This window comes from Aeromonas sp. AE23HZ002T15, from assembly GCF_054165525.2.
In genome coordinates this window covers 852,315-875,104 of record NZ_CM201342.1, presented here as the reverse complement: position 1 = coordinate 875,104, position 22,790 = coordinate 852,315, and the positions used below count along the sequence as shown (strand labels likewise).

Below are 22,790 nucleotides of genomic sequence, written 5' to 3'. Positions count from 1 at the left end.
GCGTCATGGTAAGGAGTGGTCCTCGGCGCGAGAGGTGTGGGTTAGGGGAGCCGGTGGCCAGAGGAGCCGGCCCAGATCCCTGCCTTCCAGGGTCAGCAGCGCCTGGTAGGGGTCGCCGGGCAGGTCCAGCAACCGGCAGATGGCGGCCTCGCCCTTGAGATCGGCATCGCGGCGAAGGTTGAGCACCGCTTGGTAGAAGTCGTGGCCGAAGCGCTCTAGTAGAGCCGCCATCAGGCTGAGGTGGCGCCAGCCGTGGCGCGTCTGGACGGGATCTTGGGTGATATAGAGCTCCACCGGCCAGCCGCGTCCGTCCGGGCCTGCCAGGGTCTGCTCGGCGAGCCAGATCTGTCGGCCCTTGTCACTCAGCTGCCAGCCTTGCTTGCCCAGGCGCTCGGCGAAGGCGGCGGGCTCCCTATGCTGGCAGAGGATATCGAGATCGCTGCCGGGCTGGTCGAGCCCGATGGCTACAGTGCTTACCAGCGCCATGTCTTGGCATTGGTGTGCCAGTCCGTCCCAGAGCCCCGACGTGAGCAGGGCATGAGCCGAGCGTTGGCGCGGGTTGCCCTGGGCCAGATAGTCGAGGCGGCGCCAGTTCGGGCCCCCGCCTGCACGGGATGCCAGCGCAGATGGAAAAACTGCGGCCGGGGCCGCAGTTGTGTCAGTGCCTAAGTGGCAGCAATCAGTCAGCAAGGGTCACCTTGGTGATGACGACGTCTTCGGTCGGCACGTCCTGGTGCATGCGGCCGTAGTTGCCGGTCTTCACGCCCTTGATCTTGTTGACCACGTCCATGCCGGCGGTCACTTCACCGAATACGCAGTAGCCGAAGCCCTGGGTGGTGGCGGACTTGAAGTCGAGGAAGTCGTTGTTGTTCACGTTGATGAAGAACTGGGCGCTGGCGGAGTGCGGCTCCATGGTGCGGGCCATGGCGATGGTGCCAACCTTGTTGGACAGGCCGTTGGCCGCCTCGTTCTTGATGGAGGCGCGGGTCTCTTTCTCTTCGAAGCCGGGGGCATAGCCGCCGCCCTGGATCATGAAGCCGTCGATGACGCGGTGGAAGATGGTGTTGTCGTAGTGACCGTCACGGCAGTATTGCAGGAAGTTGGCCACGGTTTCCGGGGCTTTCTCGGCGTTCAGGGTCAGGGTGATGTCGCCGTGGTTGGTGTGCAGAGTAACCATGATATGTCCTTTCATTGATATGCGAGCGCGAGTCGGCTCGCAGCTGTTGCATGGGTTATGGCATAAAGTGGTGGCAATTCTAGCCCAACAAGGGCGCCCGGCATAGCGCTGGCGTGATGCCAATGTGGCGCACAGAGGCCATTCAGGCCGGATCCAACCCGTTTTGCGCCTCGTTTTCTCCCCCGGATGCGGTTAGAATGTCAGACCATTTTACTCACAGGCAGTGGTCATAAGATGCTGAAGATCTACAACACACTCACTCGTCAAAAAGAAGAATTCAAACCTATCCACCCGGGCAAGGTGGGCATGTATGTGTGTGGGGTCACCATCTACGATCACTGTCATATCGGCCACGGTCGCACCTTCGTCGCCTTCGACGTGGTGGCCCGTTACCTGCGTTACAGCGGCTATGAGCTGAACTATGTGCGCAACGTCACCGACGTGGACGACAAGATCATCAAGCGTGCCGCCGAGACGCACGTTACCTGCGACGATCTGACCGAGCGTCTGATCGGCGACATGCATCAGGATTTCGACGCCCTCGGCATGGTACGCCCTGACATCGAGCCGCGCGCCACCCAGCACATCCATGAGATCATCGAGCTGGTGGAGACCCTGCTCGCCAAAGAGCACGCCTACGTGGCGGACAACGGTGATGTGATGTTCATCGTCGAGTCCTTCGCCGACTACGGCAAGCTCTCCGGCCAGGATCTGGAGCAGCTGCAGGCCGGCGCCCGGGTCGACGTGGTGGACGCCAAGCGCAACCCGCTGGACTTCGTGCTGTGGAAGATGTCCAAGCCCGGCGAGCCGACCTGGGACAGCCCCTGGGGCCCGGGTCGCCCCGGCTGGCACATCGAGTGCTCCGCCATGAACTCCAAGCACCTCGGCAACCACTTCGACATCCACGGCGGCGGCTCGGATCTGCAGTTCCCGCACCACGAGAACGAGATCGCCCAGTCCTGCTGCGCCCACGGTGGCGACTACGTCAACACCTGGATGCACAGCGGCATGGTGATGGTGGATAAAGAGAAGATGTCCAAATCCCTCGGCAACTTCTTCACCATTCGCGACGTGCTGGCCCACTACGACGCCGAAACCGTGCGCTACTTCCTGATGTCCGGCCACTACCGTAGCCAGCTCAACTACTCGGAAGACAACCTGAAGCAGGCCCGCGCCGCCCTGGAGCGCATGTACACAGCATTGCGCGACCTGCCGGCCGCTGCCGCCGCCGGTGGCGAGGAGCAGGTGGCCCGCTTCAAGGAGGCGATGGACGACGACTTCAACACCCCGGAAGCCTACTCCGCCCTGTTCGACCTGGTGCGCGAGATCAACCGCCAGAAGGCCGAAGACCTGTCTGTCGCCGCCGGCCTCGGTGCCCGCCTGCGGGAGCTCGGCGCCGTACTCGGCATCCTGCAGCAGGATCCGGACGCCTTCCTCAAGGGCGATGAAGCGGACGACGAAGTGGCCGAGATCGAGCAGCTGATCGCCCAGCGCAATCAGGCCCGCGCCGACAAGAACTGGGCCGCGGCGGATGCCGCCCGCAACCGTCTCACCGAGATGGGTATAGTGCTGGAAGACAGCGCCGGCAAGACCAGCTGGCGCCGTGCCTAAGGCCAGTAGTTCTGCTCGCGCCAACAGCTTGACCCAAACAAAAACCGCAGCCCTTGGGCTGCGGTTTTTGTTTGTGGCTTTTCCCTCGACATCTCTTAAGCCTCGGTTGCCTGTGCTCTAATCCCCTCTCCCCTTGGGGGAGAGGGTTAGGGTGAGGGGGGCTCATGTCATTCCGCAGCTGAATGCCGTCCAACGCCTTAATGGCATGGCTTCGCCATGCAGGGCGCGAGGGCGCTGCCCTCGACAGGGTTTCGCCCGCCCTTCGGGCTGGGGCGAGTGACTTTGGAAAGCCCCAAAGTCACCAAAGGTCTTCTCCCCCGGCAAACCGCCCGCTTCGCGGGTTCCCTCGTCTCGTCCAACGGGTCGGACGGAGCGCCGCAGACGGCACATCCCTGTGCCGGCTGCGGCTGCGCCATCATCCCTGATGGCGCTCCTGACCCGTTGAACTCGACTCGGCAGTTTGCAGGGGGAACCAATACCGTGATCTTGCTATATTTGTTATTCTTCAACAAAACCATGCCGCTCTAACTCATGAAATACCTCAGTCAGCTCGGTGTTAAGTTGTTCTATATACTCTACAGCAACAAGATAAAAAAGATTTTGTTGCGGTTCTTCTGATAAAATTATTTGAAAAACCCCCTTTCTTAACTTCGTCAAAATAGTGCTGAATGCACTTTTGACATGATTTGGCTCATCACTAGATATTGGAATTCTAACCAGTGGTTCAATGTCTATTTCAATGAAGTGGTTATCTTCAATGTTCATTACTCTAGCATTAACGTAGTCCATATATTTTACCTCTTTCGCCAAATGCGCTCTCACCACCTTCCAATGTTTTCATGCTAACAATTTTCCAATCTTTCTTATTGCTAGTGTCAGTCGTGGAAACCAGGTCGTTTGAGAAGGGGTTCCCTATGTATGTCGAATATCCATTTTGATCATGGCATCTATACATCGAGTTATAGGGAAGGGTTCTTACTGCAATGTTCGCATCATGTGTTGATATAAAAACTTTTTTCCCTTGGGTTGCTTTGCTTTTAATTAAAGGGATGATTACGTCATTTATATAATCATTACCTAGACTTCTTTCAGGCTCATCAAGTATGTATATATCTTTTTCTTCGTAAAGTTCATTGTGAAGGTTAAGCATAGAACATTCCCCATTGGATGGAGAGTAGCGCTCGCCTTCCAACGTAAATCGTCTCCAGAATAATACCAAGTCATCAATGGAAGTTATATTTTCAATGTCATCAAGACTATTTAGTCTTGTTATGCAATCAAAGGCATTAGTCTGGAGTGCTGTTTTAGAAATTTCAGACATTAAATTTGAAAATTCTTTTTGGCTATTCTTTTTTATCTCGAAATTAGATGTGTAGTTAGCATCATGAAGTGATCCATCCTGTATTTTATAATCAGTAGTGCATTTCAGATCGCCCTTATCTACACCAAGGTTGCCTGCTACACAGGTTTCAGTTGGAATGTTTTTTTTGATATTTTCTAAGATCTTTTTGCTATCTGACAGTATTCTAATCCGATTTTTAGAGAATCTACTGAATCCAGTACTTGCTGGGCGGCTTTGTACACCAGTTTTCCTTGCAACCTCATTACTGTAGCAACTAGATGCAGAGTTAAATAGTTCTATAGACTTTATGTCAAGGAAAAAACCCCAAGATTTGTTTAATATTTTATCTGATAGGGATTTAATTTTACTTATTATTGATGAGTATTCTTCGGAACTATGTAGTTCAGCGCTAATTACCTTGTTTGAGCTTAATGTGTTTATAACCTCATTTAATTTCTCATTTGCCTCAATATATTCCTTTAAGTCTATTTCGTGTGGTGATGATTGAGTTGGAAAATCCTTTATTTTTATTATTTGAGCATTCTTATTCTTTGCTTCGTTTTGAAAATAACTTCTATATTGATGTAAGCTTGTAATGTCACATTCAGTGGAGCTCTTTAGTCGCTGTATTTCATCTCTACATGGATCGATTCCATGCTTCTCTAGTTCAAAGACAATGTTTTTTCCTTTTATATCGAATTTATCAGAAAGCGCCTCTTGTGAGGACGAAAATACTGATGATTGAGTTCCATTATTTGAGTAATGTCTAGCAATTGCTTCAAGTATTTTTGTCTTCCCTGTTCCTTTTGGACCAAAAATAATATTGATGTCATTGAATGCTTTAATTGTTACCTTTGTTGCATCTTCGAATGGAATGAGATCTATTGTTTCCGATTGCTTTCTATCAAGAGTAGTATTTATTGTTGGTATGTCTTTTGAAAGTAAAAGTAGAAAGTGTTCGAAGCTGTCCACTCTAAGTCTTAGCTCTGGGAGGTCATTTGATATCTCTGTATATTTACTCCAATCTTGTACATCTGAACCGTATAGTGATTTATGTCCATGTGAAATAAATATACCAGCAGAGATGGCATTAGTCGCTTCCTTTATGAAGCGAGTATTAGGTATTCCTTGATCTATAATTTTAGCAACAGTAGAGTCTGCCATCTCTGGTTTTTTCCCTTTGTAATGTGCAATATACAAAGGCTCAAGGCACTCAAAGTTACTTATTGTATCTTCTATGGAAATAGTGAAGTCGTCTGGTGATATATCTTGTGTTAAAGTATCAATAATTTCATTGAAGCGATCTCTTTTATTAGGAGAGACTATTACGATTAGATGGGATCTTTTACTATTATCCACAATATCAAGTTCAACCCCTGGCCATATTTGCGCTGCACCATCTAGGGATTTTTCTATATCATTGAACTGTTCTATATCAAAAACATTATGATTCGTTATAGCGATTATTTTCACGCTTGTAGATTGAATTATTTTTGCAAACTCAGATGGTGTAATGTTTCTTGTTTCCGCATCACCCTGTTTTGTTTTTTTAGTGTGTACGTGTATGTCTATTTTCATTTTCACCTCATGTATTTCTGTAATTAAAACAAATTAAATTTGAATATTTTAAAGCAGTGAAGGTTTCCATGACATGTTCGTGCCATTAGGGTCGGCGCTTCGATTAGCGAAGCGTAATCGGACGTTCTAGAAATAAGGTCGTTATCACTACGAAAAATGCACTATCGGGACTTTAATATAATATCCTATCCCCGATAGGGAGGTGTGCCGCTTGCCGTTGTACTCACTATGATTTTTAACCTATGCAACCATCTTGATGAAGTCTGTTGCATAGGTGCGACAATCTGCTCTCGCTATGGGGTGGGCGAGGGGCTGGCTGTGAGATAACAACTCGTCCGATCTGTGCCCCGAAAAGGCTGGGGACTGTTACCGAGGTGCAATGCGCTGCGCTTATTGCACCCTACGCCTGTGAACTGGCCTCGGGGCTGTGGGTTGGGTGTTACCCCCTCTTGTTCGCCGAGGTGAGCCCGTTTGTCCAGGCCGCGAGGCAGGATGCCGAGCGAGCGGCGCTGGGCCAAGGATGGCCCATCGGCGCGTGCCGTCGGACAAACGGGTGAACCGAGGGAACCCGACGCAGGAGGGCGAACAAGCGGGGGAGAAGACCTTTGGTGACTTTGGGTCTTTCCAAAGTCACTCGCCCAGCCGCGCAGCGGCGGCGAAACCCCGTCGAGGACGGCGTCCTCGTGTCTTGCATGGCGAAGCCGTGCCTGCAGGGTAAAGGGGTTACTGAACCCCTCACCCTGACCCTCTCCCGCAAGGGGAGAGGGGATCAAACCGAAACCTCGTCGAGGACAGAGTCCTCACGTCCCGCGCGGCGAAGCCGTGCCAATGCGGCTCTCTACAACACTCCGCAAAGTAATGACGCTACCTTGACCCCTCACCCTAACCCTCTCCCACAAGGGGAGAGGGGGCTGCCCCTCGCCGAGGCGCGGGATGCCGGGCTGGCATCCGCCAGGGACGCTGCCGCAAGGCGCTGGCTGCCAAAGTGCGTCGTGAACCGTCGCCCGGCGTATGGGCACAGGAGATCACCCCCATCTTACGGAGCCATCTTGGTCTTATCCATGGCTTTGATGAGTTAACCATCAGAAATGAATGAATATTTGCGCTGGTTCAAAGTTATGGCTGCGTCTGGGTCAGAAGCCGGGGGCGTACCAGGCGGGCGGCTCGCCAAAGTGTGAAGAGGGCGGAATTTTGCCGGGCTGGTGCCTGCTCCCGCTTGTCGGCTCATGCCCGGCTTGGGTAAGGTGTGCACGGATAGCATGCAAGCTGGAGATATGCATGGACAAGATATTGCAGGCCCTGTCTGTACAGGTCACGGCAGCGCGGGATCTGGAGAGCCTGACCCGGCCGCTGCTGGAGATGCTGGAAGCGGTGACCGGGCTGGAGTCGACCTACCTCACCGAGATCGATCTGGGGGAGGGCAAACAGAGCATCCGCTTCGCCCGCAACGCGGCCGAGCTGCAGATCCCGGAGGGGATCAGCGTGGACTGGAGCGATACCCTGTGCCGGCGCGCCATGGACGAGGGGCGATTGTATACCGATGATGTCGCCGACTGCTGGGGGGATTCCGATGCCGCCAGGGCCCTCGGCATTCGCACCTACTTGAGCAGCCCGGTGCGTACGCCGTCCGGCTCCCTCTATGGCACACTTTGCGCCGCCAGCGGCAACCAGAAACCCTGCGTGCCGGGATCCGAGCAGCTCATCTCCTTCTTCGCGCGCCTCATCGCCGAGCTCGTGGAGCGGGAGCAGTTGCTGGTGCAGTTGCAGCAGGCGAACCAGGAGCTGTCGCGCCAGGCCCTGAGCGATCCCCTGACCGGGCAGCTCAACCGCCGCGCCCTCATGCTGGAATTGCCGCTGCTGTTCTCCCTGTCGGCGCGGGCCGGTCATCCGGTGCTGGTCGCCTTTATCGATCTCGACGGTTTCAAGCAGATCAACGACACCCATGGCCACGAGGCGGGGGATCAGCTGCTCACCATGGTGGCAGAGCGGCTGGGGTCGGCTCTTCGCAGCGGCGATCTGCTGGCGCGGGTCGGCGGGGACGAGTTCGTGGTGGTGGGCATGGGCCCGCTGCCGCAGGAGGAGGCGCAGGAGCTGGCGGTGCTGCGCTTCCAGCGCCGCCTGTTCGAGCAGAGCGTGCTGCAGTTGCCGCTCCCTGCCCAGACCCTGCACTACCCGGGGGCCAGCGTGGGGGTGGTGGCGGTCAATCCCGCCGACACCGGCATCGAGGAGGCCCTGCGCCTGGCGGACGCGAGCATGTATGCGGTCAAGCGGATGCGCCGCGCACAGGGCTGAGGCGCTAAGGGCTGAGGCATATAAATGGGCTCAATATGAGCCTAATAACTCCGGTGGGCGGGCCAGGGCAATCGCCCCGGCTTGACCCTGCGCATGGTTGCCCGATCGAACCGGGTGCTAGGATGCTCATCTTTTCATCACAGGCAGTCTCGAACATGGCAAATGGCGTGATGGGCGCGGTGCGCGCCCTGGTGGCGAAAGCCGCCGATCTGATGGAGTTCCAGCAGCGGATCTGGGTTGTCAGCATCTTGCACGACACCCACACCGACACCTTCATCGTCAACGAGGGAAGCTTCGAGGAGCCCATGCAGTGGATGGTGGGCAAGGGCTACGACGGAGCCATGCTGCGCCGGGTGGACGAGATGCAGCCCTCCCAGGCCATCGAGCTCCCCGTGGGGGCCATCAGCCACCGGTTGATGCGGGTCAAATGATGGGGGATTAAGCATGGGGGCGGCATAGCCGTCGGGTGCCATGATCCTCGGTGGTTGCGGGCCCTGGCCTATCACGTGGCCGCCCGCCTTGCACGCTCCCTCACTCTCTCCACTCTTCCCCCAACCCGATCCCTTGCCGGCATTCCCGCCCTGCCCGCACTCTCTCGGCGCCACCTGCCGCCCGGGGGCTTCAACGCTATGTGTCCAGCTTCTCGCTACCCATGTGCCAGCCATGTTTCCTTCTTTTACCGATCGCACCCCGTGATGGCCGATAGGTGCCGGGCGGGACAGCTGCCCCTTGCCCTTGGCTAATGGCTTCTCGTTGGGGGCGGTCGCGTGCGTGGGCAGATGAACGGCCGATCCCGCTCCCGTGGGTGCCGCTTATGGGCTGGCTGGGTGCGGGGCATCTCGGTGGTGCCGAGGGCTAGGGGAGGGGGAAGTATTTGGCCTGCAACTGCCGAAAGTCGCTGCTCGCCAGCACCTGGGTCAGGCCGTGCTGGAACTCTTTGACCAGGGCATCGTCCACCGGGTGGCTGAAGGCGTAGCAGAACTGCTCCGAACTCAGCACCCAGCTCACGGTGAACTGGACGGGATCCAGCTGCTGGGCGGCGATCAGATCCTGCATGGTGGTTCTATTGGTGGAGACGAGATCGACCCGGCCCGAGGTGAGCATGCGCAGGGCCTGGGAGAGGCGGTTGGCACTCATGATCTTCTGCTCGTCGAAACCGTTGTTGAGCAAGAGCTGCTCCCCCACGTCGGTGCGCACCGCACCTATGGTGTAGCCCTGGGCATCTTCCAGCTTGCGGATCTTGATATCCCGCCCGGCGAGCCCCATCAGCACGATCTCGGCGTAGCCGATGGGGCAGGCCCACTTGAACAAGGGGCTGCGGGCCTCGGTGCGGGCGGTGGAGAAGAGTACGGCGTTGGGTTTCTGGGTCAGCAGGTAGTAGCCCCTGGCCCAGGGCAGCATGGTGATGGGCTGGGGCGGGGTATTGGTCTTCTGCCACACCAGTTGCAGCAGCTCGACGGCGAGGCCGGTGGGGGCCCCCTTCTCATCGCTGAAGTTATAGGGTTTGTACTCCTCGGTGAGGTAGTGCAGCTGGCCGAGGGCCGGGCTGGCCTGGGCCTGGCCGAGCAGGAGCGATAGGGGGAGCAGGAGCTGTGCTGCGCCCATGACCACTGAGGTTGCTGTTCTCATCCAGACCATCCTGATGCGGGGTATCCCCATCAAGTGTTGCCAAGTCCCGGGCTTTCGCCACCCGTTATGGAGGGGGAGGTGGGGTGACGGCAACGGCTGGTGGCGACGGAGGGAGGCCGATGAAGGGGGATGCAGAGAGAAATGGCGGGAGCGAAGGGGCGGCGCCCCCTGTCGGTGGGCAGGGGGCGCAAGTTCGGACGGCCTACCAGGCCGCCCGGCTGGGGCCTATGGGCTGGAAGGCCTCGTCCCGCAGTCCCACCAGCAGGGTGGAGCCGTCGGCCTGCAGCCTGAACTCCCCGTAGCGGGCCGCCTCGAACTGCTCCCCCGTCCCCTCCTCGAAGAAGTAGGCGTCCGGCCCGATGCGCCACTGGCTCTCCTGCTTGCGCACCCGCAGCAGGCGTTCATCGGCCCCCAGCGCGTCCGGTTTGCCCCCCTCCACCCAGTGAGCCACCTGATGCTCATCGAGGCGGATGACCAGGGTATCGACGGCCGCCGCTTTGTCCCGTTCCAGCCCCACCAGTTCGCGGGCCAGCGCATAGTTCAGGCGCATATAGTCTCCCTGCATCAGGGAGCGGGGATCGACCGGCGCCAGGGCCAGCAAGACCACCTCGCCGCTCGCCATGGCGCGCTCGAAGCGCCAGACGCTGAGATTGATGCCCGCCAGGATGGCGAGGCCGGTCAGTAGCAGTGCGAGACGCTTCATGCCGGGCTCCTGCTGGTGGGTGTGTGATGTCTCATCTCGATGTTTAACTTTTTCACGATGTTTTCCTCGCACCGAGCCGTTTCAACAGCTGGCGGGCGCCGAGCAGCAAAACCCCCGATCCCAGCAACAGCCAGGACTTGGTCATCAGGGTGAGCCCCAGATCGTAGTAATAGAGGGAGCCAAAGCCCAGCAACAGCAGGCCCGCCAGGGTCATGAGCCCGAGGCTCCCGCCATAGAAGCCGAGCACCAGCACCAGGGCGCCGGCCCCCATGCCGGGGATGATGGCGCTGATGAGCACCAGCGGCAAGGCATAGAGCAGGGGCAGCTTGAGCCGCACCATGACTCCGAGCAGCAGGGCGGCGCAGAGCAGGGGATTGAGCCAGAGGGGCAGGCGGGAGCCGCCGAGCTCGTCGAGCACGCTGGCGCCGCCGTCCCAGAGCGGGTGGTGCAGGCGGCCCAGCACCAGCAGGGAGAGGGCCAGCCCCAGGGTCAGGGACTCGTAGAGCTGATGGCGCCTGGGGTCGTGTTCGGCCTGCAGCCAGCAGGCGGCGAGGGCGGCCATCACCAGCGGCAGGGCCAGCAGTTGCAGGCCGAGGCAGGCGAGCCCCAGGGCGAGCAGGATGGCGCCGGCGAAGCTGTGGAACAGCCGCACCAGCCAGTGCTCGAACAGGGCGGCGATCACCAGCGCGAGCAGGGTGAGGCCGAACCAGAGGGGGGCCGAGTCCAGATCCAGCCTGTCCAGCAGGCCATAGAGCAGCCAGGCATCCGCTGCCAGCGCCAGGGCCAGCACGAACTGATCCCGCAGATCGCTGGCCTGGGGGCCGTGCCGGGTGCTGCGGTTGAGGCCTAGGGCGGCCATCATGAGCACGGCGCCGGTGGCGAGGGCGTGATTGGCCTCCTGGATCCAGGACTCCAGCGCCATGAAGAGGAAGAACAGCAGGAAGAGGGCGGCGAGCCAGCCCACCACGCCGAGCAGGAAACGGCTCGACCAGTGGGGTTGTTCATCTCTGGGGGCATCCCCCTCGACGAGCTGGGCGGCCTGCAGCTGCTGCCAGGGGGTCAGTTCGACCATGATGTCTCCTCCGGGGTAATCGCATCTGGCGTGCCCGACGCCTCATGGGTGGGGAGCAAGGGGGGCCAAGTGAACTCAGCCATGGAGCCTCCTTTGTTGTTGCAACCAGCGGCTGGCCGCGACCGAGAGCCCGATGGCGATGAGGCTCAGCAGCAGGAAGCCGTTGATGTCTGGCTCCATCCACTTGCCGAGCGCCGCCAGGATGACGGCGATGAGGCTCAGGCACCCCATGGCGAGGCCGGCGATGAAGCGCCCATGCCAGCGCAGGTAGGCGGCAGCGAGCCAGCCGAGCCAGAGGGGCCAGACCCAGGGGGAGGCGGCATCGAACAGGGCCAGCAGGGCCAGCAGCGTGATGCCAAGGCCGGCGGCCAGCCCCGCCAGCCAGGAGGGCATCAGCCCCCAACGGGCGGGTGCCGGGATGAGGGCGCCCCAGAGGGCGAGGTTGAACAGGGAGAGGCTCCAGCCGAGGGCCTCCTCGTTGAAGGCGAAGAAAAAGTCGAACAGGCCGAGGCGCCAGTAGAGCACCAGGGCCAGCTGGCCGAGCAGCCAGCAGAGGGTCCAGAGCAGCGGGCTGGTGCCGAGCGCCGCCAGGGGGACGAGCAACAGGGCCCAGGTGGCAAACAGCTGCCAGGGATCGGCGCCGGTCTGGTAGGTCTGACCCACCAGGGCCAGCAGGGCACCGATATTGAGGGCGATGGCCAGTAGCAGGGCCTGGCGCGCGCCCCCCGTCATGGGCCGCTTCCACAGCAGCACCAGCATGGCGAGCAGGGGCAGCTCCAGCAGGGCGAGGCGGGACAGGCGCCCCAGCTCCTGCCAGTTGAAGGCGACGAAGAACACCAGTCCGGCGCCGAGGCAGAGGCTGCCGAGCCAGAGCAGCAGCCGGTCGAACAGCCACTGCCAACGCTGCACGCTGGGGGGCAGATCCAGCAGCGCGAGGGCCGCCGGCAGCCGCTCGGGGGCGAGGCGGCCTCGTCTGACCCAGTCGAGCAGGGTTTGTCTTGAGGTAAAATGCATGGCTGGGCTCCCAAGTGCCTGTCTGTCCTTGTGTTTGTCGCATTATGGCACGGCGTGGCGCGCCGGGGCAGGCCCCGCCTGAGTGGGTGCGACAAGGCTGACGCACGCCAGAGAGGGCTGGGCGCCTTTGGGGCATGAAAAAGCCCCGATCTCGGATCGGGGCTTGATGAGGTTGGCGCTCTGGCGAGGTAAGTCAGTGCTCACGCTGACCTCCCCACCTTTATGGGGCCAATCAGACGAAGATAAGGGTGCTGGCCCCGAGCCCGACGAAGAGGATGGCGCAGGCGATGCGTATGCCCTTGAGGGGCAGCCTGTCGGCGCCGAGCTTGCCGAGCAGCACCACGGGCACGTTTGCCAGCATCATGCCGAGGGTGGTGCCGGCGATCACCTGGGTGAGGGAGTCGTACTTTGCCGCCAGCAGCACTGTGGCTATCTGGGTCTTGTCCCCAATCTCGGCGATGAAGAAGAGCACGAAGGTGGCCATAAAGGGGCCGTATTTGTCGAGGGAGCTCTCCTCGTCGTCCATCTTGTCCGGCACCAGGATCCAGATTGCCATGGCGATGAAGGCACCGGCCACCAGCCAGGTCATGATCCTGGGGTCCAGCCAGCGGCTGATGAATTCCCCAATCCAGGCGGCCCCCGCGTGGTTGAGCAGGGTCGCCACCAGCATGCCGGCGATGATGGGCCAGGGTTTCTTGAAACGACAGATAAGCAGCAACGCCAGGAGCTGGGTCTTGTCGCCGATTTCGGCGATGGCCACGCTCAGGGTTGAGGTCAACAAGGCTTCCATAAAAAATAACCGGGGGACGGAATTGTTATACCTGAGACAAGCCTGCGCCATCCGTCCCCGGTATTGGCACTGGCCCGTCAAAGGTCTTGTCAAATCCGGCATTGCCCGGATCATCCTGACCATGGTGAGTTGGCACCAAGTGTGTTGATCAGGATCGCGAGTCTGGGCTGGCGAAACGCCGGGCCGACCGCGAGACTACTCCCCCTCGATGGGAGCGGGCATTCTAGGGAAAAAGGGGGGGCGAAACAAGGGCGAAAACCGGGGCATCAGCCGCCGACCAGCTTGACGCTGAAGCCTGCCTTCTCCAGTTCGGCCTTGATCAAGTCCCGTTTGTCACCCTGGATCTCGATGATCCCCTCCTTCAGACCCCCGCCGGTGCCGCATTTTTTCTTGAGCAGGGTGGCGATGGTTTTCTGCTGATCCTGCGGCACGCCGTGGATGGTGATGACGCCGGCGCCCTTGCGTCCCTTGGTCTCGCGGCGAATGCGAACGGTGCCGTCGGCGGGGAAGGGGGAGGGGCTTTGGGGGCTGGTCTGCTCTTTGAGCATGCCGCCATCCGTGCTGTAAACCAGGCGGCTGTTGTTGTCTGGGGTCATGGCTGTTCTTTGTGGATTAGCTGAGGGGAGTTTGATTTTACGCAAATAAATGTTGGGGGCACAGCTTATAATTCCCCGACTAAAAGCGAATTATTCTTGTTTCTCATCAGGGGTCCGTCATGGTACTCACGCAGTTGTCGCCGGGGCAGAGCGCCCGCATCAAGAACATGAATCAGTTGACGCGCCCGCTGCGACGCAAGTTGATGGTGATGGGGCTCTTGCCCCAGACCGAGGTCATCTTCCTGCGGGCGGCGCCCCTCGGGGACCCGCTTCAGATCCAGTGCCAGGGCATCTGTCTCTCCATGCAAAAGAGCCTGGCACAGCAAATCGAGGTGGAGCCGGTATGAACCTACTTGCAGCGAAAGAGTCCGGTTCAACCTATCGAGGCGGAAGCACCATGAGCCACTCACAGCAAAAGAGCCTGAATCATCGAATCGAGGTGGAACCGGTATGAGCTACAACCTGGTCACCGTCGGCAATCCCAACAGCGGCAAGACATCCCTGTTCAACGCCCTCACCGGTGCCCGCCAGCAGGTAGGCAACTGGAGCGGGGTCACCGTCGACAAGAAGATGGGCGAGTTCTCCGCAGGGGATCACGACTACCAATTGATGGACCTGCCCGGCATCTATGCCCTCGCCAATCAGGAGGCGAGCCTGGACGAGCAGATCGCCAGCCGCTTCGTCGAGGGGCAGCAGCCCGACTTGCTGCTCAACGTCATCGATGCCGCCAACCTGGAGCGCTCCCTCTACCTCACCCTGCAACTGCGTGAGCTGGGCCTGCCCATGGTGGTGGTGCTCAACAAGATGGATCTGCTGCAAAAGCGCCGCGTCACCATAGATGAATCCCTGCTGAGCGAGGCCCTGGGTTGCCCCGTGGTGTCGCTCTCTGCCCACAACCGCCAGCAGGTGGCGGCCTTCAAGGGGCAGATCCAGACCTTCATCGGCAAGGCGGCGCCGGCCCTGGTGCTCGACTATGGTCAGCCGCTGGAAGCCGACATAGCAGAACTCGAGACCCTGCTCGCCCCCCATCATCTGAGCCCCCGTGGCCGCGCCCTGCGCCTGCTGGAAGAAGATGACGCCATGCAGGAGACGGTGCTGGCCGGCCAGCAGGCCGCCGTCGGCAACTTGGTCAACCGGGCCCATGGCGCCCAGGACATCGACCTGCAACTGGCCGATCTGCGCTACGGTCACATCCATCACTGGTGCCAGCAGGCGTGCAAGCAGAAGGGCAAGCTCACCATCGCCCAGAGCGAGTGGCTGGACAAGGTGCTGCTCAACCGCTGGATTGGCATCCCCTTCTTCCTGTTGGTGATGTACCTGATGTTCATGTTCGCCATCAATGTGGGCAGCGCCTTCATCGATTTCTTCGACATCATGGGGGCGGCCCTGTTCGTGGACGGGGTGCACCATCTGCTCGGCCTGGTGGGTGCCCCTGCCTGGCTGGATGCGGTGCTGGGGGATGGCATAGGCGCCGGTCTGCAGACGGTGGCGACCTTCATCCCCGTGGTGGGCTGTCTGTTCCTCTTCCTCGCCGTGTTGGAGAGCTCGGGCTACCTCGCCCGCGCCGCCTTCGTGGTGGATGCCCTGATGCGCCGTCTCGGTCTGCCCGGCAAGGCCTTCGTGCCCATGCTGATGGGCTTCGGCTGCACGGTGCCGGCGGTGATGGCGACCCGTACCCTCAACTCGGAGCGGGAGCGGCTGATGACCTCGGCCATGGCCCCCTTCATGTCCTGCGGCGCGCGCCTGCCGGTCTACGCCCTGTTCGCGGTGGCCTTCTTCCCGGCGTCGGGCCAGAACCTGGTGTTCGGCCTCTACCTCATCGGCATACTGGCGGCGGTACTCACCGGCCTCTTCCTGCGCAGCACCCTGCTGCCGGGCAAGAGCGACTCCATGGTGATGGAGATGCCGGACTACGAGTGGCCCCGTCCGGTGGACGTGGGACTGCGCACCTGGCAAAAGCTCAAGGCCTTCATCTTCGGCGCGGGCAAGACCATAGTGCTGATGGTGGCCGTGCTGAGCGTGCTCAATTCGCTGGGCACAGACGGTAGCTTCGGCAACCAGGACAAGGAGAACTCCGTGCTGAGCAAGCTCAGCCAGACGGTGACCCCAGTGCTGCACCCCATAGGCGTGCGGGAAGAGAACTGGCAGGCGACGGTCGGCATCCTCACCGGCATCTTCGCCAAGGAGGCCGTGGTGGCCACCCTCAACAGCCTCTACGCCGGTGGCGCCGGGGATGAGGAGGAGAGCGAGTACTCCCTGCTCGGCAGCCTGCAGGAGGCGCTGGCGACCATACCTGCGAACCTCGCCGGTATCGATCCGACCGATCCAATGGGGATCAAGGTCGGGGATCTGGAGAACCAGCAGGTCGCGGCCGAGGAGCAGGAGGTGGACACCTCCACCTATGGCAACATGCAGACCCACTTCGACGGTGTGGCCGGCGCCTTCGCCTACCTGCTGTTCGTGCTGCTCTACATGCCCTGCGCCGCCGCCATGGGCGCCCTGGTGCGGGAAACCGGCCGTCAGTGGGCCCTGTTCACCGCCGCCTGGTGCAACTACTTGGCCTTCATGTGCGCTACCGTCTTCTATCAGCTGGCCACCTTTGCCGCCCACCCGGAGCAGAGCCTGCTGTGGCTGGCCTTCTATGGCCTCTCCCTGGCGCTGCTCTGGTGGCTCGGTCGCCGTCATGGCGACATCGCGGGCCGCAAGGTGATGGCCCTGTGAGTCGAGAGGAGGTAGAAGCATGATACTGCGAGAACTGGGGGATTACCTCGCCACCCAGCAGAGGGTGAGCCGGCGGGAGCTGGCCCGCCACTTCCACACCTCGGAAGATGCAGTGGAGGCCATGCTCGGGGTCTGGATGCGCAAGGGGCGCGTCGCCAAGCGGGAGACTCAGGTGTGCGGCGGCTCCTGCTGCGGCAAGAGTCAGGAGGTGATGTTCGAGTGGTGTGAACCCGGCCAGATTGGGTTGATACAAAAGCGCTGAGCCTGCCGCTCACCCCATCAAAAAGAACCCGCCGCTGGCGGGTTCTTCGTTTTCTGTGACGCTGTGTGCCCGAGGTGGGGCTTATCCCAGCCTGGCCAGCATCTCCCGGGTCACCAGCACGACCCCCTGCCCGGTGCGATGGAAGCGGCGGCTGTCCTCGTCGGCGTTCTCCCCGACCACCAGCCCCTCCGGCAGGGTACAGCCCTTGTCGATGATGACGCGGTGCAGCCGGCAGCCGGCCCCTATCTCGACCTGGGGGAAGATCACCGCCTGCTCCAGAGTGCAGCAGGAGTCGACCCGCACGTTGGGGAAGAGCACGGAGTCCAGGATGAAGGAGCCGTTGACTATGGTGCCGCCGGCCAGCTGGGAGTTGATCACCATGCCGTGCTGGCCGTGGCGATCCTGCACGAACTTGGCGGGGGGCAGCATCTTCTGGCTGGTCCAGATAGGCCAGTCCTGATCGTAGACATCCAGCTCAGGGGTGACGGAGGTCAGATCCATGTTGGCCTCCCACAGGGCATCCAGGGTGCCGACATCGCGCCAGTAGGGGCGCTGCTGCGCGCTGGCGCCGACGCAGGAGTCGGCGAACGGGTGGGCGTAGGCGACCCCCTCCCTGACCGCCTTCGGGATCACGTCCCGGCCAAAGTCGTGGTGAGAGTGAGGATCGGCGAGATCCGCCTCCAGCAACTGGTAGAGGTAGTCGGCATTGAAGATGTAGAGCCCCATGGAGGCCAGGGCGCTGTCGGGCCTGCCCGGCATGGGGGCGGGCTGGGCGGGTTTCTCGATGAAGCTCTCTATCCTGCGATCCTCCCCCTGGGTCATCACGCCGAAGGCGCTCGCCTCCTGACGGGGGACTTCTATGCTGGCCACCGTCACCCTGGCCCCCAGCTTGACGTGATCCAGCAGCATGGCGGTGTAGTCCATCTTGTAGATGTGATCCCCCGCGAGCACTACCACATACTTGGGGGCGTGCTCGCGGATGATGTCCAGATTCTGATAGACGGCGTCTGCGGTGCCGCGATACCAGTGCACCTCGTCCACCCGTTGCTGGGCAGGCATCAGCTCGATGAACTCATGCATCTGATAGCGCAGGAAGGACCAGCCCGATTGCAGGTGGCGCAGCAGGCTGTGGGATTTGTACTGGGTGATGACCCCGATCCGGCGAATGCCCGAGTTGACGCAGTTGGAGAGGACGAAGTCGATGATGCGGAACTTGCCGCCGAAGTGTACCGCAGGCAGCGCCCGGCTGTCCGTCAACTGATGCAGGCCGCAGCCCCGTCCTCCGGCGAGGACGAGAGCCATGGTTTCATTCAATAACTGTCGTGATTTTGCTGTATTGTTGGGCGATAACAACATTTAACACTCCTGTTAGATCTATCATTAGTGATAATGCCTGTTTTCCACTGGCGAGTTAGTGCCGCTAATCACGATTTCGCTTTACCGGGGTGCAAATGAGTTTGTTTTGAGCGGCCAGCGCGGCCAGAGCAGGGGAGAAACGAGGAGAGGCGGGAGATGAGAGCCAGGCCCAGCCTGGGGCTGGCGGTGCGGCAAGCCTCAACCTGGGGGAGCCGGCCGGTGGGAAACGAGAGGGATCTTGCCCGGGGAGGGTAGAACCGGAGTGGGCGGGGCTGACAAGGGGCTCCCCGTGATCCCACTACGATCGATGAAAAGGGAGCCATCTCGGCTCCCTTTCAATATCTCGGTGACATCTTTATCTGCCAATGGGCCCGACTAGAAGGGATCCTGCTGGCCGTCCTTGGTGGGCTCCAGGCTCCAACTGCTGGCGGCCGGGCTCTGGACTATCTGCCCCTTCTCCCGCCACAGCTTGATCTTGAGGCGCAGGTTGTTCTGGGAGTCGGCATTCTTCACCGCCTCCTCGTCGTCGATGACCCCCTCCACCACCAGATCGAACAGGGCATTGTCGAAGGTGACCATGCCGAGGGCCTGGGACTTCTCCATCACCTCCTTGAGGCTGCCAAACTCCCCGCGCTTGATGAGATCCCGGATGGTGTGGGTGCCGAGCATGATCTCCACCGCCGCCCGTCTCCCGCCATCCAGGGTCTTCACCAGCCGCTGGGAGACGAAGGCCTGCAGGTTGTTGCCCAGATCGTTGAGCAGCTGGGGCCTGCGCTCCTCGGGGAAGAAGTTGATGATGCGATCCAGCGCCTGGTTCGCGTTGTTGGCGTGCAGGGTGGAGATGGCCAGGTGCCCGGTCTCGGAGAAGGCGAGGGCGTGCTCCATGGTCTCGCGATCGCGGATCTCGCCGATGAGGATCACATCCGGGGCCTGGCGCAGGGTGTTCTTCAGGGCGGCGTGGAAGCTGCGGGTGTCCACCCCCACCTCCCGCTGGTTGATGATGCTCTTGCGATGGCGATGGACGAACTCCACCGGATCCTCGATGGTGATGATGTGGCCGCTGTGGTTGCGGTTGCGATGGTCGATGAGGGCCGCCAGCGACGTCGATTTACCCGAGCCCGTGCCGCCGACGAACAGCACCAGTCCGCGCTTCTCCATGATGGTGTCGAGCAGCACGGGGGGGAGTTTCAGATCCTCGAAACGGGGGATCTCCGTCTTGATGTTGCGCGCCACCAGGGAGACTTCGTTGCGCTGCTTGAAGATGTTGATGCGAAAGCGGCCAATCTGGGGCAGGGAGATGGCGAGGTTCATCTCCAGCTCCTTCTCGAACTGCTGCTTCTGTTCCCCATCCATGATGTCGTCGGCAATCTTCGCCACCTCACCCGGTCCGAGTGGGGTCTCGCTCAAGGGGCGCAGGGCGCCGTTGAACTTGGCGCAGGGGGGGGCGCCGGTGGAGAGATAGAGGTCTGAGCCATCCTGTTTGGCCAGCGTCTGTAGCATGTCTCGCAATTCCATGGGGCCTCTCACTCAAAAAGATGCGATGGGGAAGATGTGGTTGAGTGTATCCGGTCAGATGCCGGTGAGTTTCTCGCGAAACACAAAAAATACTGCCCCCAGGATGCAGAGGCCGGCCCAGAGGTAGTCCCATTTCAGATCCTCTTTCAGATAGAAGATGGAGAAGGGGACGAAGACGGTGAGGGTGATCACCTCCTGCAGGATCTTGAGCTGACCCACCGACAGCACGGTATGGCCGATGCGGTTGGCGGGTACCTGCAACAGATATTCAAACAGGGCTATACCCCAGCTGATGAGGGCGGCGATGATCCAGGGCTTGTGGTTCATGCTCTTGAGATGGGCATACCAGGCGAAGGTCATGAAGACGTTGCTGCAGATCAACAGGCCAATGCTGGTGACGATAGGGTTCATTAGGTTCTCCTTTAAAATCAATCGCATTTTATCTCGAGAGGGTGGGTTTCCATAAGTGGGGCTTGAGGGTATTTTTACCCCACAAGGATGAAGCAACATAAGGCTGGAATGGATGGGCAAGACAAGCTGGGGAGTGCTTGGTCTGCTGTTTGCCTGCATGGCGCCCCTTGCCTCGATGGCAAACGGCGCGCCGACCCTGACGGTGGCGACGGATGTGTGGCCCCCCTTTCGCATGCTGGCGCAGGATGGGAAGTTTTACGGCCTGGATATCGACATCTTGCGCCGCTTGCAGGCCCGCAGCGGCGTCAGCCTCGAACTCAAGCGGGTGCCCTGGGGGCGAGCCCTCAAACAGATGCAGACCGGTCAGGCCGATCTCATGATAGGGCTCGCCAAGACCCCGGAGCGCGCCGTTTTCATCGATTACCTGCAACCGGCCTATTACCAGTGCAACCCGGCGTTCTACGGCAAGGCCAGGGCCGTGGCCGGCATCAAGGATTACGAGGATCTGCGCGGGCGCGAGGTGGGTTATGTGCTCAATTCGGCCTATTTCGCCCCCTTCGATGAGGACCTCGGGATAGACAAGCACGGCGTGCCGACCGAGGCCCAGTTGCAGCGCATGGTGGAGCGCGGCCACCTGCCGCTGATGATAGGCACCGACTGCCAGGTGGATTACGCCCTGAGTCGGCGCAATGCCGGTGCCCTGGTCAAGGCGGATTACCTGCCGCCATCCCCCGTGGTGCTCTACCTCGGCATCAGCAAGCGCTCACCCCATCACGGCCTCGGGCCCGTGCTGGCGAAGGCCCTGCACGAGATGGTCATCAGCGGCGAGATAGGGACGCTGGCCAAGCCCTACCAGCCTTGACCTCGGGTGGCCTGGCGCTGTTATCATGCACCCTGTTGGCGGCCCGTTTTGGGTCGCACCTCTCTCATCGGGGATCCTGCTTGTATCTCGCTCTCATCCATCGCCAGCAGCGCTGGCAGCGTTATTGGCTGCTCGCCCTGCTGCTGCTCACCCTCTCCCTGTTCCTACTCTCCCTGGCCTGGGGGGAGTTTCTGCTGTTGCCCTGGCACCCCCTGAGCGAGCTGGAGCAACGCATCCTGCTGGACTTGCGTCTGCCCCGCGCCCTGCTGGCCCTGCTGGCGGGGGCGGCGCTCGCCTGTGGCGGTGCCGTGCTGCAGGTGATGCTGCACAACCCGGTGGCGGAGCCCGGCCTGCTCGGCGTCTCGAGCGGCGCAGGACTCGCGGCCATGGTGGCCATGGTGGTGGCCAGATCCCTCGGGGTCTATCTGCCGGGCTGGGGACTCTCCCTCGCCGCCTTCGGCGGCGCTCTGGTGGTGACCATGATGCTGATCCGGCTGGCGCACCGGGCCCGTCTCGGCCACACCCGCTTGCTGCTGTTCGGGGTCGCCATCGGTATCCTCACCAACGCCGCCATGACCTGGCTGATGTATTTCGCCGATGACGCCTCCCTGCGGGAATTCATGTTCTGGATGATGGGCAGCCTCTCCTATGGCAGTCAGCAACTCGCCTGGTGGTGGCTGGTGCTGCCGCTGACCCTGGGTTGGCTCTGCCTGCAGGGGCGGGCCCTGCAACAGCTGCTGCTGGGGGAGACCCAGGCTCGCCTGATGGGGCTGGACGTGGACAGGGTGCGGGTGCAACTGGTGCTGGCGGTCTGCCTGCTCACCGGTCTCGCGGTCGCCCTGTGCGGTGTCATCGGCTTCGTCGGCCTGGTGGTGCCCCATCTGCTGCGGCTGTGTGGAGGCAGCGATCAGCGCTTCCTCTTGCCCGCCTCGGCCCTCGGGGGCGGCGCCCTGCTGCTCGGCGCCGATCTCATCGCCCGCTCGGCCCTGAGCGCCGGCGAGCTCCCCATAGGGGTCATCACCGCCTCGGTGGGGGCGCCGCTCTTTATCTACCTGTTGTTGAGGCAAGATGCCGATGTCTCCCGTTAATGCTCCCTCGCCGGTGCTGGCAGCCCGTGCCCTGGCCATCCCGGCACGGCTTGCCCCCCTGGATCTGGGCTGGGCCGACGGCCAGCTGGTGGCCCTGCTCGGCCCCAACGGCAGCGGCAAGTCGACCCTGCTCGGCGCCCTGGCCGGCCTCCTGCCTGGGCAGGGGGAGGTGCTGCTCGAGGGGCAATCCATCTCGGACATGAGCTGGCCGGAGCTCGCCAGGCGGCGGGCCATGCTGCCCCAGCGTCAACCCCAGCTGTTTCATATCCCGGTATTCCAGGTGCTGAGCCTGGGGCTGGACGAGGCGGACGATCCCGACGCCCGCAACCAGGCGGTGCTGGCCCTGTGCCGGGAGCTCGAGCTCGATGCGCTTCTGGCACGGGACTTCAGCCGCCTCTCCGGCGGTGAGCAGCAGCGGGTGCTGATCGCTCGCACCCTGCTGCAGATTTGGCCAGGGCTCAACCCGGCGGGGCGGGTGCTGCTGCTGGACGAACCCTTGGCCGGGCTGGACCTGCATCACCAGCTGGCCCTGCTGCGGTTGCTAAAGCGACTCTCTAGGCAGGGGCTGCTGGTGGTGCTCGCCATCCACGACATCAACCTCGCCATCGACTGGGCGGATCGCATCCTCTGCCTGCAGCAGGGGGCATTGGTGGCTGAGGGCGGGGTGGAGATCATCGATCAGGATCTGCTGGCACGGGTGTTCCAGATAAGAACGGATCGCATCGAGGCGGACGGGCGAGTCTGGTTCAGGCCGAGCCTGTAGGTGCCTGG

The 22,790-nt window shown here is 60.8% G+C and carries 22 protein-coding genes; 9 read left to right on the top strand and 13 right to left on the bottom strand.

Annotated elements, in window-relative coordinates; all coding sequences use genetic code 11:
• Window positions 1-3: 3 nt before the first annotated feature.
• Together ACT5M9_RS03860 and ACT5M9_RS03855 are read right to left on the bottom strand one after the other, a co-directional pair.
• A complete protein-coding gene (locus ACT5M9_RS03860; RefSeq protein WP_457981561.1) occupies window positions 4-690 on the bottom strand; it encodes a DUF4269 domain-containing protein in 687 nt (228 codons plus the stop codon).
• The gene (locus tag ACT5M9_RS03855) at window positions 680-1,177 is read right to left on the bottom strand and encodes a peptidylprolyl isomerase (RefSeq protein ID WP_438548964.1); all 498 of its coding nucleotides are present in this window, start codon (window positions 1,175-1,177) and stop codon (window positions 680-682) included. Before ACT5M9_RS03855 ends, ACT5M9_RS03860 begins: the two co-directional genes overlap by 11 nt.
• A gap of 234 nt (window positions 1,178-1,411) precedes the next feature.
• On the opposite strand from ACT5M9_RS03855, the gene cysS reads away from it, so the two are divergent.
• Window positions 1,412-2,788, top strand: coding sequence for a cysteine--tRNA ligase (cysS, locus tag ACT5M9_RS03850; protein WP_457981563.1), 1,377 nt, complete (start codon window positions 1,412-1,414; stop codon window positions 2,786-2,788).
• Between the two features lie 498 nt (window positions 2,789-3,286).
• Here the strand turns inward: cysS and ACT5M9_RS03845 are convergent, their stop codons facing one another.
• Together ACT5M9_RS03845 and ACT5M9_RS03840 are read right to left on the bottom strand one after the other, a co-directional pair.
• Window positions 3,287-3,577, bottom strand: a complete 291-nt coding sequence (locus tag ACT5M9_RS03845; RefSeq protein ID WP_457981564.1) for a hypothetical protein — start codon at window positions 3,575-3,577, stop codon at window positions 3,287-3,289.
• On the bottom strand, window positions 3,564-5,708 hold the full coding sequence (locus ACT5M9_RS03840; protein WP_457981565.1) for a hypothetical protein: 2,145 nt from the start codon (window positions 5,706-5,708) through the stop codon (window positions 3,564-3,566). Before ACT5M9_RS03840 ends, ACT5M9_RS03845 begins: the two co-directional genes overlap by 14 nt.
• A 1,278-nt stretch (window positions 5,709-6,986) precedes the next feature.
• Here ACT5M9_RS03840 and ACT5M9_RS03835 point away from each other — a divergent pair.
• Together ACT5M9_RS03835 and ACT5M9_RS03830 are read left to right on the top strand one after the other, a co-directional pair.
• Window positions 6,987-8,000, top strand: a complete 1,014-nt coding sequence (locus ACT5M9_RS03835) for a GGDEF domain-containing protein (protein ID WP_457981566.1) — start codon at window positions 6,987-6,989, stop codon at window positions 7,998-8,000.
• Window positions 8,001-8,155: 155 nt separating this feature from the next.
• Complete coding sequence (locus ACT5M9_RS03830) at window positions 8,156-8,431, top strand: hypothetical protein (protein ID WP_457981568.1); 276 nt, start codon at window positions 8,156-8,158, stop codon at window positions 8,429-8,431.
• A 424-nt stretch (window positions 8,432-8,855) separates the two neighbouring features.
• On the opposite strand, the gene ACT5M9_RS03825 is transcribed toward ACT5M9_RS03830, so the two are convergent.
• The 6 genes from ACT5M9_RS03825 to ACT5M9_RS03800 all read right to left on the bottom strand — a co-directional run bounded on the left by ACT5M9_RS03825 (window position 8,856) and on the right by ACT5M9_RS03800 (window position 13,804).
• Window positions 8,856-9,605 (bottom strand): substrate-binding periplasmic protein, encoded by a 750-nt coding sequence (locus ACT5M9_RS03825; protein ID WP_457981673.1) that lies wholly within the window; start codon window positions 9,603-9,605, stop codon window positions 8,856-8,858.
• A gap of 226 nt (window positions 9,606-9,831) precedes the next feature.
• Entirely contained in the window at window positions 9,832-10,332 is a 501-nt protein-coding gene (locus tag ACT5M9_RS03820) for a GDYXXLXY domain-containing protein (protein ID WP_457981569.1), read from the bottom strand.
• Window positions 10,333-10,384: 52 nt separating this feature from the next.
• On the bottom strand, window positions 10,385-11,404 hold the full coding sequence (locus ACT5M9_RS03815; RefSeq protein ID WP_457981570.1) for a DUF4401 domain-containing protein: 1,020 nt from the start codon (window positions 11,402-11,404) through the stop codon (window positions 10,385-10,387).
• 75 nt (window positions 11,405-11,479) lie between these two features.
• The gene (locus ACT5M9_RS03810) at window positions 11,480-12,418 is read right to left on the bottom strand and encodes a DUF2157 domain-containing protein (RefSeq protein ID WP_457981571.1); all 939 of its coding nucleotides are present in this window, start codon (window positions 12,416-12,418) and stop codon (window positions 11,480-11,482) included.
• Window positions 12,419-12,650: 232 nt separating this feature from the next.
• Window positions 12,651-13,208, bottom strand: coding sequence for a TMEM165/GDT1 family protein (locus ACT5M9_RS03805; protein WP_457981572.1), 558 nt, complete (start codon window positions 13,206-13,208; stop codon window positions 12,651-12,653).
• A 266-nt stretch (window positions 13,209-13,474) separates the two neighbouring features.
• Window positions 13,475-13,804: a translation initiation factor gene (locus ACT5M9_RS03800; RefSeq protein ID WP_457981574.1), complete on the bottom strand. Its 330-nt coding sequence runs from the start codon at window positions 13,802-13,804 to the stop codon at window positions 13,475-13,477.
• A gap of 119 nt (window positions 13,805-13,923) precedes the next feature.
• Between ACT5M9_RS03800 and ACT5M9_RS03795 the strand changes: the two genes are divergently transcribed.
• The 3 genes from ACT5M9_RS03795 to ACT5M9_RS03785 all read left to right on the top strand — a co-directional run bounded on the left by ACT5M9_RS03795 (window position 13,924) and on the right by ACT5M9_RS03785 (window position 16,787).
• Entirely contained in the window at window positions 13,924-14,151 is a 228-nt protein-coding gene (locus ACT5M9_RS03795; protein WP_100861119.1) for a FeoA family protein, read from the top strand.
• A gap of 103 nt (window positions 14,152-14,254) precedes the next feature.
• Complete coding sequence (feoB, locus tag ACT5M9_RS03790; RefSeq protein WP_438548975.1) at window positions 14,255-16,525, top strand: Fe(2+) transporter permease subunit FeoB; 2,271 nt, start codon at window positions 14,255-14,257, stop codon at window positions 16,523-16,525.
• A gap of 19 nt (window positions 16,526-16,544) precedes the next feature.
• The gene (locus ACT5M9_RS03785) at window positions 16,545-16,787 is read left to right on the top strand and encodes a FeoC-like transcriptional regulator (protein ID WP_438548976.1); all 243 of its coding nucleotides are present in this window, start codon (window positions 16,545-16,547) and stop codon (window positions 16,785-16,787) included.
• A gap of 81 nt (window positions 16,788-16,868) precedes the next feature.
• Here ACT5M9_RS03785 and glgC read toward each other — a convergent pair whose 3' ends face one another.
• The 3 genes from glgC to ACT5M9_RS03770 form a co-directional block, all read right to left on the bottom strand.
• Window positions 16,869-18,143 (bottom strand): glucose-1-phosphate adenylyltransferase, encoded by a 1,275-nt coding sequence (glgC, locus tag ACT5M9_RS03780; RefSeq protein ID WP_457981576.1) that lies wholly within the window; start codon window positions 18,141-18,143, stop codon window positions 16,869-16,871.
• A gap of 375 nt (window positions 18,144-18,518) precedes the next feature.
• The gene (tapW, locus tag ACT5M9_RS03775; RefSeq protein WP_438548978.1) at window positions 18,519-19,658 is read right to left on the bottom strand and encodes a type IVa pilus ATPase TapW; all 1,140 of its coding nucleotides are present in this window, start codon (window positions 19,656-19,658) and stop codon (window positions 18,519-18,521) included.
• A 54-nt stretch (window positions 19,659-19,712) separates the two neighbouring features.
• A complete protein-coding gene (locus ACT5M9_RS03770) occupies window positions 19,713-20,069 on the bottom strand; it encodes a DMT family protein (RefSeq protein ID WP_100861114.1) in 357 nt (118 codons plus the stop codon).
• Between the two features lie 112 nt (window positions 20,070-20,181).
• Here ACT5M9_RS03770 and ACT5M9_RS03765 point away from each other — a divergent pair, with 112 nt between their 5' ends.
• The 3 genes from ACT5M9_RS03765 to ACT5M9_RS03755 all read left to right on the top strand — a co-directional run bounded on the left by ACT5M9_RS03765 (window position 20,182) and on the right by ACT5M9_RS03755 (window position 22,782).
• Window positions 20,182-20,931 (top strand): substrate-binding periplasmic protein, encoded by a 750-nt coding sequence (locus ACT5M9_RS03765; protein ID WP_457981577.1) that lies wholly within the window; start codon window positions 20,182-20,184, stop codon window positions 20,929-20,931.
• Between the two features lie 80 nt (window positions 20,932-21,011).
• The gene (gene btuC, locus ACT5M9_RS03760) at window positions 21,012-22,019 is read left to right on the top strand and encodes a vitamin B12 ABC transporter permease BtuC (RefSeq protein ID WP_457981578.1); all 1,008 of its coding nucleotides are present in this window, start codon (window positions 21,012-21,014) and stop codon (window positions 22,017-22,019) included.
• Window positions 22,006-22,782 carry an ATP-binding cassette domain-containing protein gene (locus ACT5M9_RS03755; protein ID WP_457981579.1) on the top strand — a complete coding sequence of 259 codons (777 nt, stop codon included), beginning with the start codon at window positions 22,006-22,008 and terminating at the stop codon, window positions 22,780-22,782. The genes btuC and ACT5M9_RS03755 overlap by 14 nt, the downstream gene beginning before the upstream one ends.
• Window positions 22,783-22,790: the final 8 nt, after the last annotated feature.